11 protein-coding genes and 1 pseudogene are annotated in these 12,318 nt (G+C 58.9%); 4 read left to right on the forward strand and 8 right to left on the reverse strand.

Features of this window, described 5'->3' with window-relative positions:
• Window positions 1-26 precede the first annotated feature (26 nt).
• Entirely contained in the window at window positions 27-242 is a 216-nt protein-coding gene (locus AC1P02_RS09980; protein ID WP_005311800.1) for a SlyX family protein, read from the reverse strand.
• A gap of 14 nt (window positions 243-256) precedes the next feature.
• A complete protein-coding gene (locus AC1P02_RS09985; protein WP_485185234.1) occupies window positions 257-1,225 on the reverse strand; it encodes a WD40 repeat domain-containing protein in 969 nt (322 codons plus the stop codon).
• A 119-nt stretch (window positions 1,226-1,344) separates the two neighbouring features.
• Between AC1P02_RS09985 and fkpA the strand changes: the two genes are divergently transcribed.
• Window positions 1,345-2,151 (forward strand): FKBP-type peptidyl-prolyl cis-trans isomerase, encoded by an 807-nt coding sequence (gene fkpA, locus AC1P02_RS09990; protein WP_011899028.1) that lies wholly within the window; start codon window positions 1,345-1,347, stop codon window positions 2,149-2,151.
• A 152-nt stretch (window positions 2,152-2,303) separates the two neighbouring features.
• On the forward strand, window positions 2,304-3,710 hold the full coding sequence (locus AC1P02_RS09995) for a sigma-54-dependent transcriptional regulator (RefSeq protein WP_058393571.1): 1,407 nt from the start codon (window positions 2,304-2,306) through the stop codon (window positions 3,708-3,710).
• A gap of 24 nt (window positions 3,711-3,734) precedes the next feature.
• On the opposite strand, the gene AC1P02_RS10000 is transcribed toward AC1P02_RS09995, so the two are convergent.
• The 6 genes from AC1P02_RS10000 to AC1P02_RS10025 all read right to left on the reverse strand — a co-directional run bounded on the left by AC1P02_RS10000 (window position 3,735) and on the right by AC1P02_RS10025 (window position 10,268).
• A complete protein-coding gene (locus AC1P02_RS10000; protein ID WP_485185238.1) occupies window positions 3,735-4,604 on the reverse strand; it encodes a tetratricopeptide repeat protein in 870 nt (289 codons plus the stop codon).
• A gap of 113 nt (window positions 4,605-4,717) precedes the next feature.
• On the reverse strand, window positions 4,718-5,053 hold the full coding sequence (locus AC1P02_RS10005; protein WP_017412614.1) for a hypothetical protein: 336 nt from the start codon (window positions 5,051-5,053) through the stop codon (window positions 4,718-4,720).
• Window positions 5,054-5,160: 107 nt separating this feature from the next.
• Window positions 5,161-5,499, reverse strand: coding sequence for a DUF2956 domain-containing protein (locus tag AC1P02_RS10010; protein ID WP_005311811.1), 339 nt, complete (start codon window positions 5,497-5,499; stop codon window positions 5,161-5,163).
• An 86-nt stretch (window positions 5,500-5,585) separates the two neighbouring features.
• Complete coding sequence (locus AC1P02_RS10015; protein WP_021140908.1) at window positions 5,586-7,424, reverse strand: bifunctional metallophosphatase/5'-nucleotidase; 1,839 nt, start codon at window positions 7,422-7,424, stop codon at window positions 5,586-5,588.
• Window positions 7,425-7,649: 225 nt separating this feature from the next.
• Entirely contained in the window at window positions 7,650-9,215 is a 1,566-nt protein-coding gene (locus tag AC1P02_RS10020; protein ID WP_485185241.1) for an EAL domain-containing protein, read from the reverse strand.
• Between the two features lie 198 nt (window positions 9,216-9,413).
• Window positions 9,414-10,268 carry a Tim44 domain-containing protein gene (locus tag AC1P02_RS10025; RefSeq protein WP_021140910.1) on the reverse strand — a complete coding sequence of 285 codons (855 nt, stop codon included), beginning with the start codon at window positions 10,266-10,268 and terminating at the stop codon, window positions 9,414-9,416.
• Between the two features lie 437 nt (window positions 10,269-10,705).
• On the opposite strand from AC1P02_RS10025, the gene dnaB reads away from it, so the two are divergent.
• The gene (gene dnaB, locus AC1P02_RS10030) at window positions 10,706-12,100 is read left to right on the forward strand and encodes a replicative DNA helicase (protein WP_021140911.1); all 1,395 of its coding nucleotides are present in this window, start codon (window positions 10,706-10,708) and stop codon (window positions 12,098-12,100) included.
• A gap of 28 nt (window positions 12,101-12,128) precedes the next feature.
• A pseudogene (locus AC1P02_RS10035) lies at window positions 12,129-12,275 on the forward strand (replicative DNA helicase); the annotation flags it as partial.
• Window positions 12,276-12,318: the final 43 nt, after the last annotated feature.

The following is a 12,318-nucleotide window of genomic DNA, read 5'->3' on the forward strand; positions in this document are numbered from 1 at the left end:
TTTTTTTATGGTGCAGAGACAACTGCTCAGTAGTGCGGGGGCGGCGTCTCTTCGGCCATGCTGGCAATCTGGCTAGGTTGTACGCTTTGCAGTTTATCTACCAGCAGCTGGATCTGGTGCTTGAGTCGATCCAGCTCACGGCCCTGGGTGGTGACCTCGTCGTTGAGCTGTTCCACCGTGTACTCGGCGAAAGCGAGACGGCTTTCCAGGGTTTCGATGCGATCGTTAAGTTGCTGACTCATGGGCCTTTAGGTCCTTACTTGATAGTCCAGATTTCGGCCAGACCACTGGAGCTGGCGCTGACAAGGTGGCTATTGTCGCGCAAAGCCACGCCGTAGACCACTGCACTCGGCGGTTTCACCTTGGGATGGGGCGAGACGCGCCAGCTTTGCAGCTGGGTGCCATCGCTCACCTGCCACAGGGAGAGCTGGCGGGAGGGGGCACCCGTGATGAGCCATTTGCCGTCGTTGACGAAGCGGGCACTGGTGTAGACCTCGAAGCGGTGCGCGAACTGCAACCGGCTCACCTCCTTGCCTGTCTTGAGATCCCAGATGCTGGCCTGGCGGCTGTCCGCTGTGAAGGCGAAACGGCCCTGGGGATCGAGCCTTGCCATCACCACCCGACCGGCGTGGTTGAAACGCCATACCACCTGACCTGAGCGGGTATCCCACAGATAGGCGCTGTAGTCGTTGCCGCCGGTGAGGGCGTAGCGACCATTGGCGGAGAGATCCACCGTATTGACCTGCTCGGTGTGGCCGAGAAATTGCAGCCGGCGGCCGCTCTGGGTATCGACCATCTCCGCCTTGCCATCTTCACGCCCGATCAGCACCTGGCGGCCATTGGCCGACAGCGCTATGTCCCTCAGTTTGGATTCAGGTAGCGAGTAGTAGCCTTGGGACTGGCCATCTTGCAGGCGCCAGATGGCGAAGGTATCCAGGGTGGCGGTCACCGCATGGCTGTTGTCTGCCGAGAAGCGGGTAACGATGACGAAGTTGTCCTGATTGTCGGACTGGCGCCAGCGCCAGCGCTCCTTGCCCTGTTCCAGATCCCACACGACAGTGCCCTGTCCCAGGCTGGAGACGATGGCCTGCTTGCCATCGCTGGCAAGGTCTGCACTCAGCAGACCCTGATTGGCGAGTGTGACTTGTTGGCCCGGCTGGGGGCTCTGCTCGCAACCGGTCAGTATCAGACAAATACCGATGAGATAAATGGCACTTTTTATCATTTTTCCTGTCTCATGCTTTCGTTACCTGCGATCACGGCGTTAGTATAAGGCGCTTATCACGATAAACCTCTCATTTCACGAAGGAACCGAGAGCGGTATTTAGAGTTTTGGAGAAACTGATGAACAATTTTCTGAAGGTGTCCCTGTTGGCTGCGGCGGTTGCCGTGAGTCTGACTGCTTGCCAAAAAGATGAGAAGCCGGCTGCGAACAACGCAGAGGTCAAGGCAGAAGCCAGCAAGCCGGCAGAGGCCCCCAAGGCTGATGCCAAGAGCTTTGAAGAGCAATCCGGCTATGCAATTGGCCTCTCCATGGGTCGTTATATCGCCAATACCCTGGAACGTCAGCAGGAACTCGGCATCAAACTGGACAACAGCGTCATCCTCAAGGGTGTGACCGATGGTCTGGGTAAAGAAGCCAGCATGACTGACGAGGAGATCCAGAAGGTTCTGCAGCAATACGATGCCAAGATCAACGAGTTGACCAAGGCCAAGGCTGACAAGGATGCCGTGGATAACCAGAAGAAGGGTGAAGAGTACCTGACTGCCAACGCCAAGAAAGAAGGTGTGAAGAGCACCGAATCTGGTCTGCAGTATCTGGTCGAGAAGATGGGTGACGGCGCCAAGCCGAAAGCCACTGACATCGTCAAGGTTCACTACACCGGTACCCTGACCGACGGCACCAAGTTCGACAGCTCCGTCGATCGCGGTGAGCCGGCTACCTTCCCGCTCAACCAGGTTATCCCTGGCTGGACCGAAGGCGTGCAGCTGATGCCGGTCGGTTCCAAGTTCAAGTTCTTCCTGCCGTCCAAGCTGGCTTATGGCGAGCACGGTGCAGGTTCTATCCCGGCCAATGCCGTGCTGGTGTTCGATGTTGAGCTGCTGGCTATCGAGAAGCCGGCTGCTGATGGCGACAACGCCAAGAAGTAAGCGCCCATCGTTGAAAAAACGGCTCCTTAGGGAGCCGTTTTTACTTGTATCTCCCTGCGAATGGCGGGATAAAAGAGAGGCCGCGCCAGCTGTGGTAACATGGCGGGCAAGACCTGAAATAGACAACGAAATCAATCGCAAGGATGGCTCCCGTGGCTGAAAGCAAACCTCGAGTCCTGTTGGTGGAAGATACCCGCAGTCTGGCGGTGGTTTATGAACAGTATCTGGCCCAGGATGGCTATGAGGTGCTGTTGGCCGATTGTGGTCAGCAGGCGTTGGCGCAGCTGCTGACCAGCCCGCCACCTGTGGTACTGCTCGACCTTGAACTGCCCGACATGTCCGGCATGGACATTTTGCAGCAGATCACCGAACAGCAGTTGCCCTGTTCCGTGGTGGTGATCACCGCTCACGGCTCCGTGGATGTGGCGGTGGAGGCGATGCGCCTCGGTGCCTTCGACTTTCTGACCAAACCGTTTGACGGCAAGCGGCTCTGTGCCACTGCCCGCAATGCCTTGAAACATCAGCAACTCAGTTCGCTGGTGGCCCAGTATCGGGAAAATTTCGAACGCAGCTCGTTCGCCGGCTTTATCGGTGCCTCCATGCCGATGCAGGCCGTCTATCGCATCATAGAGAGCGCGGCGCCGAGCAAGGCGACCGTCTTCATCACGGGGGAGAGCGGCACCGGCAAGGAGGTGTGCGCAGAGGCCATTCACCAGTGCAGCCCCCGCAGCGAGCAACCCTTCATAGCGCTCAACTGCGCCGCCATTCCCCATGACCTGATGGAGAGCGAGATCTTCGGTCACGTCAAGGGCTCCTTTACCGGCGCCCAAGGGGATCGCAAGGGGGCGGCCAGTCTGGCTGATGGCGGTACCCTGTTCCTGGACGAGATCTGCGAGATGGATCTCGACCTGCAGAGCAAGCTGCTGCGCTTCATCCAGACCGGCACCCTGCAACGGGTCGGTAGCGGCAAGCTGGAGACGGTGGACGTGCGTTTCGTCTGCGCCACCAACCGGGATCCGCTGGTGGAGGTGAAGGCGGGGCGTTTTCGTGAAGATCTTTACTACCGCCTGCACGTGATCCCGCTGAGCCTGCCACCGCTGCGCGAGCGCGGCGAGGATATACTGCTGCTGGCGCGTAACCTGTTGCAGAGCTACGCAAAGGAAGAGAACAAGCGCTTCAAGGATTTCGATGTGGAGGCGGCGCGGGTGCTGCTCGATTACCCCTGGCCTGGCAACGTGCGCGAGCTGCAAAACGTGGTGCGCAACATAGTGGTGCTCAACGACAGAGAGCTGGTGAGTCCTGACATCTTGCCACCGCCGCTGAATGGCAGTCGGGGTAGCATGCTGGCCGCGACAGCGCCGCTGGCCACGGCTGGCAGTGCCACCTTGCCTTCTTTCAACGCGCCGATACGCCCTCTCTGGCTGGTGGAAAAAGAGACCATAGAGCAGGCTATCGCCAGCTGTGACGGCAACATCCCCAAGGCAGCGGCACTGCTGGAGATCAGTCCCTCCACCATCTATCGCAAAAAGCAGGGTTGGGAAGAGACGAGTCTGGCCTGAGCAGGGGACTGAGGCCGCGCCTGTCTAGAGCTTGGCGAGATGCTTGAGTCTGGCCAGTCGCTCCGCCTCGTTGGCCTTGAACCAGCGATCCTGTGACAGCAGAAACCAGGCGCGGGAGAAGTATTCGGGCGCAGCCGGATCGTCCAGCACCAATGCATTCTCCCCCAGCTCCTCGAACAGATAGCCATCCTCCGGCTCGCCGGCCTCTGCCATATCTACCTGTAGCTGCTTCAGCTCGGCCAGCGCCTGCTCGTGCAACCCCTGTGCCCGGGTCAGTCGCACCAGACTCCAGCGGGCGATGAAGGCCTTGGCCGTATTGTTATGTTGTTCGTGCCAGGCAAGACACTTTTGCTGGAATACTCTGGCTTCATCAAAGCGTCCCAGCTCGAACAGGGTCCAGCCCTGATTGTTGTAGAGGCTGGCGAGCCAACCGCGCACCTTTTCATCCTGGCTGCGTTCCGCCAGCTCCATGGCCAGCTGATGCCAGCGGCTCTGCTCCTCCAGTGGCGCGGCTATGGCTATCATGTGTGCCGCATCGATGGCCAGATAGAGCTCCTTGCTCTTGAGCCCCCACTGCCAGGCTTGTTCGAACAGGGGTCTGGCTGTGGCTTTGTCGCCGGCGGAGTTGAAGGTGCGGCCGCGCTCCAGCAGGGCGCGAAGGCGGGCTCGCGGGGTGGCATCGGTGAGGCGGGGTTCTATCTCGTCGAGCAGCTGGTGGGCTTCGGCAAACTGGCGCTGCAGGGAATAGGTGCGGGCGATCTGGGTCAGCAACTCCAGCTCGAGTTGCAGGTTGGCTGCCGTACGCGCCTCGGGAACAAGTGCATGAAAACGCAGGGCACTGGCGGCGGGATCCTGATAATTCCACTGCGCCATGAAATCGGGTGACTTGTCCATCTGGCCTCCTTGCCGGTGATATTGTCACCAATATGCCTACGGGCCATTGTTTGTACAAGGGACGCCCGTCACAGAGCGCCCCTTGAGTCATGTCAACGCCAGCGGCCAGCCGATCAGTAAACCATGGCGAGGCTCATCAGCATCAAGCCGAGGGCGGCGAAGGCACCCTCCTTGATGGCCAGACGCGGCACTAGCGCCTTGGGCAGGGCCGGAAACAGGGTCAGGGCAAAACCAAGCCCGGGCATCAGCCAGTGAAAGGCCGGGCTGCGAAGGGCGGGATCGGCGGCGCCGTTGATCACTATGAGCAGGATGAAAAGGGTGAAGGCGGGCAGGATAAACCAGCGGGCACTGCCGGCGGCGACGGCTCGCAGCGGAGAGATGCGATAGAGCACCAGGGTCACGATAAACAGCACCAGGGGTGCCAGCAGATAGAAGGGGGCCGGGTTCATGGCAAGTCTCCAGACGACAAGAGGCGGGATTTAATCAGTCGGAAGGGAAGATGACCAGCATGCTGCCCCCAGCCTGTGAAGAGGATCCCAGGTAAAGGTTTGCGCGCTCAGTGCAACCCGAACCAGGCAGCGGCAAAGCCAACCCAGCTCAGCAGCAACAGGATCCAGGGCAGAGGATGCTGGCGGGAGACCTCGACAAGCTCAATGTCGCCCTCCTCCTCATGTCCGGCTTGCGGCTGCTGTTTTGCCTTGGTTTGCAACTTCTTCTGGCGACTGGCCTCGCGAGCCCGCGCCTTCATCTGCTTCTTGTATTCGTCTATGCCTTTCTGGATCCCCTGGGCGATCAGCTGGGTCTGTTCTTTGGTCTGTCCCGGCTTCTGGTTGGCGCGAGCAATTTTCTGCGCCTCTTGCTGGGTCTCGGGGGAAATCTTGTCGTATTTGGCCATCAAACATTCTCCTCGGCATCAATGGGCGGGGAGTATGCCATAAAAACGGCGCCCTCAGGCGCCGTTGCAATAGCGTGTGAGCCTGATCAGGGCTTGAAGTAGGTCACGGTCGCATAGGGCAGTGGATTGAGGGTGCCCTGGGACTCGGCATACTCCATGAACATCTCGTTCTCACCGACGCCAGAGTCGACGTAGTCACCCTTGTTGGGCAGCTCTTCGCGCTTGAGCAGGCCGTTGTAGCCATCCTTGCCGGAGGCGATATAGGTGTTGGCACCGACACGGTACACCTTGTCGTCGTCCAGCGGCTGCCACTGGCCGTTGGCGTCCAGTAGCTCCAGCTTGGTGATGCGGGAACCCTTGGCCAGTTTGCCATCATAGGTGTAGCTCAGGTGGCCGACGTAAGGGAAAGCACCGCTGGAGGCGCCGATCCCGGTCTCGTGGCCGATGGAATAGTCAACGGCGTACTCCAGGGTGGCGCGCACGTCCTTGCCCTTGAGGTTGAAGGCGGCGATCTTGTTGCCAAACGGCAGCAAGGTGCCCATCACGTAACCGACGGAGAGCGGGCCCGCGTTCACATCGGCGCGCACACCACCGGCGTTCTGGATGGTGAAGTCCACCTTGGTATTGAGTTTGTTGAGCTTCCAGTAGAGGGATTCGGCCACCAGGGGATCGATCAGACCCGCGCCATCCGGGGTGGCCGGCACGCGCACATGGGGCAACTTGGTCGGCACGTCGGCGATGATCTTGGCCTCGAGCTCGGCCACGGCCGGTTTGTACTCTGTGTCGATTACATCGCGCATGGCGGTGTTCTCCGGCACGATTTCGATGACGGGTGACTTGGTGATGAAGTCGACCACATTGGTCTGCTCGCTGCCACTCAGGGGCTCTTTCTTCTTGGCCACGTCCTTGGTGAAATCGTCGCCCGTCATCAGGGTATTGCGCCCCTCACACTTGGTGATCTGGCCTTCCTTGCTCAGGGAGACGTTGACCAGGCCATAGCCTTTGGCCCATTCACCGGCCTGCACGATACAGGTCTTGCCACCGTCCGGATTGCCGACCAGCTGGGCATAGGTGTTGTCGTCGTCCGGATTCTGGTTGTGGGCCGTGTAGCCTATGGTGTTGATCTCGTTGATGTCGCCGAGGAAGGTCTGGGAGTGACCGCCGACAATCAGGTCGATACCGTTGACCGCCTTGGCGACGGCCTGGTCATTTTGCAAACCGATATGGGTGACCATGATGATCTTGTTGGCGCCTTTTGACTTGAGGGTGTCGACCATTTTCTGGGCGGTTTCAATCATCGGCAGGAATTGGGTATCGGTATCCGGTGAAGAGATATCATGCATATTTTCCAGCACCAGCCCGAAAATACCCACGCTCTCGCCATTTATTTCTTTAATGACATATTCATGAATATTTTCACTGTCTTTCAGGGTGGCGCTACTGGATTTCACCATGTTGGAAGCCAATACAGGGAAATTCACCCGTGAGACGAAATCTTTAATGGCCTGATTGCCCAAATCAAATTCGTGGTTGCCCAGCACCATGGCATCGATACCCATGTCGGAGAGCAGGCGAGACTCCTCTTCCCCCTTGAACTGGGTGAAGTAGAGAGTGCCCTGGAAGGCATCACCACCGTTGAGCACCATGAAGTTGCGGCCTTCGTTGGCGGCCTGGCTGCGCAGCTCGTCCAGCTTGAACTTCAGACGGGGATAGCCGCCCAGTTTGGCGTAGAACTTGAACAGCTCCTGGCCGGTGGGCTGGATGGCCAGCGCATTTTCGGTCGGGTCGAGGTGGGCGTGGGTATCATTGATATGGGCAATGGTCAGATCCAGCGGAATATGCTCCTTGCTGCTGTTTTCTGAATTGCAGGCGGTCAGCCCGAGCAGAGTAATAGAGACGGTGACGGCCAGTAACGTCTTCTTCATTGGTAATAATCCTCTTGTTGTTATTGTCCTGTATATCGTTCCTGTATGACAGGAGTGTGGCGATTCTAGGCAAAAAGCAGTAATTGGAAATAAAGAGAGCTGATTCCTTTGAGCTACTGCACATTAATAAAGCAAACAAACGTTTGCTAGATTGTTTAACGCCATCACCACAGACTAATGACAAGTTTCACATTGTTGTATCGGCACCCGAGCGTCGCTGAGGGATCATGCCGCTTGATGGGGGTCTGTCTGCTCCGGCACAGGGGCGGGCAGCAGCCGCAGGAACTGGGCCGGGGTGAGCGGACGGCCATAGAGGTAGCCTTGCAGGTAGTTGACGTTGCGCTCTGTCAGGAAGTCAGCCTGCTCCTGGGTTTCGACCCCTTCGGCAACGGTTTCCAGTCCCAGCCGGGTGGCCAGACTGATGGTGCTGTCAAGAATATGACGAGAGAGGGCATTGGTGCCTATCATGGCGACGAAGCTCTGGTCGATCTTGAGGTAGTCCACGTGAAACTGTTGCAGATAGGTGAGGCTGGAGTGGCCTGTGCCAAAGTCGTCCAGACCTATCTTGACTCCCATCTGGCGCAGCTCGCCGAACAGCTGGTCGGTCAGTTGGCAGGGGGTGATCAGCTCCCGCTCGGTCAGCTCCAGCACCAGCGTGACCGGATTGCTGGCGAAGGCGGCCAGGAATCGGCGGCAGTCGTCGATCAGGCTCATCTCCTGGCAGTGCTGGGCACAGATGTTGAAACCGAAGTGAAAGCGGGGCGGCAGTTGCGCCACATGGGGGGCAAACTCCAGACGAACCTGCTGCATCAGGGTCTGGGTCATCAGTATGATGAGGCCGCTCTCCTCCGCCAGCGGGATGAAGAGATCCGGCCGGATCAACCCCTGACGATGGTGCTGCCAGCGCATCAGCACCTCGCAGCCATGGAGCTGACCGCTCTTGCTGTAAACGATGGGCTGCAGGTAGGGAATGAACTCCTGCTTGATGATGGCGCGCTTGAGCTCCTGGGTCGGGGTGGAGATATGGCTCCACCAGCGATAGGTGGCAAGGCCGGCCAGGCCGCCCAGAGTCAGGATCAAGATGATGACGGTGCTCTGCTTTTTCAGCGTGAGCAGCAACACGGCTTCCAGCGGGAATCCCTGATTGAGGCTGTAGCCGAATGCCGTCGAACTGAGCGGGTAGTTGAACCCCCGAAACACAGGGGTGACACCGTTGTGGATCCGGCCTTTGATATCGAGCCACTGCTCACCTATCTGCACCCAGCTGTTGGGCCCGCCAAGTCGCCATTGCAGCGGTTTGCTCAGGTGGTAGGGGTTGATGGCAACCACTACCCCATGATCGCCTTCGCTCAGGCGATAGAACAGCAGCGAGGGCTTGAGTCCGAGCCGGGTGACGGCTTTGAGCTTGAGCTGCTGGTGCTGGCCGTTTTGCAGCTCATCTTTCAGGTTGATCTCGTCGAAGATGGAAGAGCAGTAGAGGCGACCATGGCGTGAGAGGTTGACCGAGCGTACATAGGGGGAGGTGGCAACCAGTACTCTCAGCTCGCGGGCAACCTCGTGACAGGGGCGGCCCACCAGCGGCAGTGCGGCCCGGGCCGCCTGGGTAGAGTGGTAGAGGGCGCTGTCTATCTGCACCATGGCACGCTCGGCGGCATTTTGCGCCTGCTGGCGGGTCATGGACCAGGTCTGCCAATAGAGAGTGGCGAGGGAAACCAGGATCAGGGTTGCGCAGCACAGCAGGCTGGCCAGCAAACGAGGCATGTTGCCGCTACGCAGAAAAGAGAGAGCCATGAACCACGCCTCGGTGAACGGAAATTGAACAAAAAAAGGGCGGTCATACTACACAATCACGAACCATTCTCATAGCGACCATATTGAGGGGCTGTGGCTGGACTTGCAGGGGGAGGGGTGGGAGAGGGCACGCAGGGAGTCAAAAATAACAGAGGCGGCCTTGGGCCGCCTCTGTTGTCTTCGCAGGATAAAGAGCGTTTACAGCTGCTCGATACCGACAATGTGCCAGGGTGCATTGTCCTTGGCCAGGTTACGCTCGAGGTGCCACACCTCTTTGATGTCTTCCTCGACCTGCTCCTGACGGTCCATGTAGCGGCCGCTGAAGCGTACGCTGACCTGGGCCCAGTCGCTGCCGTAGTCGGCACGCACCAGCTGGGTATCCACATACATGACTTCGGTATGCTGCTCGCCGGTCAGCTCTGCGCGTTCGGCTTTGAGCTGTTCGAACAACTCAGGGCTCACATACTCACGCACTTTTTCGAGATCGTTTGCGTTCCAGGCTTCTTGCAGGGTGCGATAGTGATCGCGGGCACCGGACAGGAAACTGTTCATGTCAAAACCTGGCGGCAGACGGAACGGCACGTCGCTGTCGGCAAAGCCGGTTGCTTGCGGCGCACTGCTGCTCTGTTCGAACTGCTGCGGCGCAGCCGATGGCGGCTGATAGCCGGCGTAGGCCGTCTGTGGTTGAGGCGAGGGGGCCTTGCTCTTGCGCATGGCGCGGAACAGGAAGACGGCGCCCAACGCCAGCAGCGCGATCAGCAGCATGTCCATGCCTTGCAGACCTTCGAAGGCACCGCTACCCAGCAGGTAAGCGAACAGACCACCGGCCAGCAGGCCGCCGAGCAGGCCGCCCATCATGCCGCCTTTCTTCGGTGCGGCCTGAGCCCCGACTGCCGGGTTCTTGGTGTCGACGGGTTTGGCCGCCGGTTGGGCCGGAGCTGTTTTGTAGCTCTTGCCAAAGGATTTACCGCCGCCAAATTTCTTGGCCTCGGCAATGGGTGCCCCCAGGCCAATGGCCAGGATCACGGCAAACAGGGTCAGCATCTTTTTCATTTTGACTCTTTTCACTCTCATCAGTGGATGGGGACATGGTCTGCTTTAGCAAGCTCAGCGAGGTGCATGACAGGCTGCCTGTCCCTCGTTGTAGTGCAGCTTGCGTCTATGATTAACATCGTTGGCATGAATTATTCATGAACAGATTACACCCCATTCCGGGGCAATCAGAGGAGAGAATGGCAATGAAAAATCGACGACCAAGCCGCAAGGAGCGCAAGCTGCGCAACAAAACGAGAGCCAAGCAGCAGGATCAGACCCTGGTCTGGCCCTTCATCATGGTATGAGACAGCAGCATATTTCATCAGCAAGCGGCGCCATTGACCATCAGTAGGGCGCTTGTGTCAGACAGAAGTGAATAGCGTGCATTAGCACTCGCGATGGCGGGGTTTCTTTTGTAAAATTCCCGTCCCCTTCCCGCTGCGGTTTTTATGTGTATGGCAGAGCAAGTGACGGCGAAAAAAGACGCCAAGACACAACAGCTGAAAGTTCCTCCCCACTCTTTTGAGGCCGAACAGTCCGTACTGGGCGGCCTGATGCTGGATAACGAGGCCTGGGATCGGGTTGCCGAACGGGTGATCGACAAGGATTTCTACAGCCGCCCTCACCGGCTTATCTTCCAGGCCATGACCCGCCTCTCCAACGCGGGCAATCCCATCGATCTCATCACGCTGCAAGAGGAGCTGGAGCGCTCGGAGCAGCTGGAGGAGTCCGGTGGCTTCGCCTATCTGGTGGAGATCGCCAAGAACACCCCGAGTGCCGCCAACATCAATGCCTACGCCGAGATAGTGCGTGAGCGGGCGGTAGTGCGGGAGATGATCTCGGTCGCCAACGAGATAGTCGAAGCAGGCTACGAGCCGCAAGGGCGCACCTCCGGCGATCTGCTGGATCTGGCCGAGAGCAAGGTGTTCCAGATCGCCGAACAGCGTACCAGCGCCAACGAGGGGCCGCAGCCGCTCAAGCTGATCCTCGAGCAGACGGTCGATAAGATTGAAGAGCTGTTCAAGACCCCTCACAACGGCGTGACCGGGGTGTCGAGCGGTTATGGGGATCTGGACAAGATGACCGCCGGTCTGCAGCGTTCGGACTTGATCATAGTTGCGGCTCGTCCCTCCATGGGCAAGACCACCTTTGCCATGAACTTGTGCGAGCACGCGGCCCTCACCGCCGAGAAACCGGTACTCATCTTCTCGCTGGAGATGCCCTCCGAGCAGATCATCATGCGTATGCTCGCCTCGGTGGGGCGCATCGACCAGACCAAGGTGCGTACCGGTCAGCTTGACGACGAGGATTGGGCACGCCTCTCCTCCACCATGGGATTGCTGCTCGAGAAGGGCAAGATGTATATCGATGACGCCTCCGGCCTCACCCCGACCGACGTGCGCTCCCGCGCCCGCCGCATCGCCCGTGAGCACGGTGGCCTATCCATGATCATGATCGACTACCTGCAGCTGATGCGGGTGCCCGCGCTCTCCGATAACCGTACCCTGGAGATAGGTGAAATCTCCCGCTCCCTCAAGGCGCTGGCAAAAGAGTTGCAGTGCCCGGTGGTGGCGCTCTCCCAGCTAAACCGAAGCCTGGAACAGCGTGCAGACAAGCGCCCGGTCAACTCGGATCTGCGGGAATCCGGCTCCATCGAGCAGGATGCGGATTTGATCATGTTTATCTACCGTGATGAGGTGTATCACGATGACAGCCCCGACAAGGGGATTGCCGAGATCATCATCGGCAAGCAGCGTAACGGCCCCATAGGCCGGGTACGCCTCACCTTCCAGGGCCAGTTCTCCCGGTTCGACAACTATGCCGGCCCGGCGTTTGATGACGACTATTGATGAAAACCCGTGGTGATGGCGGATTAGATACCACCACGAAAGCCCTGAAAGGTAGCCGAGTTCTCATCGGTCAACCGCGTAACGGTGCCAATAGGGCCGCGTGCGCCTCACCTTCCAGGGGCAGTTCTCCCGGTTCGATAATTACGCCGGTCCGGCGTTTGATGACGATTACTAAGTAGGGATCGGTCTGCGCACCCATATCGGTGCCTGGGTCCCCC

The sequence above is a fragment of the Aeromonas sp. TS_SC_11 genome, from assembly GCF_057318915.1.

Bases quoted from the DNA above. Each gene is read 5' to 3' on its own strand.
- AC1P02_RS09980 (WP_005311800.1), bottom strand. From the start codon at position 242: ATGAGTCAGCAACTTAACGATCGCATCGAAACCCTGGAAAGCCGTCTC.
- AC1P02_RS09985 (WP_485185234.1), bottom strand. From the start codon at position 1,225: ATGATAAAAAGTGCCATTTATCTCATCGGTATTTGTCTGATACTGACC.
- fkpA (WP_011899028.1), top strand. From the start codon at position 1,345: ATGAACAATTTTCTGAAGGTGTCCCTGTTGGCTGCGGCGGTTGCCGTG.
- AC1P02_RS10000 (WP_485185238.1), bottom strand. From the start codon at position 4,604: ATGGACAAGTCACCCGATTTCATGGCGCAGTGGAATTATCAGGATCCC.
- AC1P02_RS10005 (WP_017412614.1), bottom strand. From the start codon at position 5,053: ATGAACCCGGCCCCCTTCTATCTGCTGGCACCCCTGGTGCTGTTTATC.
- AC1P02_RS10010 (WP_005311811.1), bottom strand. From the start codon at position 5,499: ATGGCCAAATACGACAAGATTTCCCCCGAGACCCAGCAAGAGGCGCAG.
- AC1P02_RS10015 (WP_021140908.1), bottom strand. From the start codon at position 7,424: ATGAAGAAGACGTTACTGGCCGTCACCGTCTCTATTACTCTGCTCGGG.
- AC1P02_RS10020 (WP_485185241.1), bottom strand. From the start codon at position 9,215: ATGGCTCTCTCTTTTCTGCGTAGCGGCAACATGCCTCGTTTGCTGGCC.
- AC1P02_RS10025 (WP_021140910.1), bottom strand. From the start codon at position 10,268: ATGAAAAAGATGCTGACCCTGTTTGCCGTGATCCTGGCCATTGGCCTG.
- dnaB (WP_021140911.1), top strand. From the start codon at position 10,706: ATGGCAGAGCAAGTGACGGCGAAAAAAGACGCCAAGACACAACAGCTG.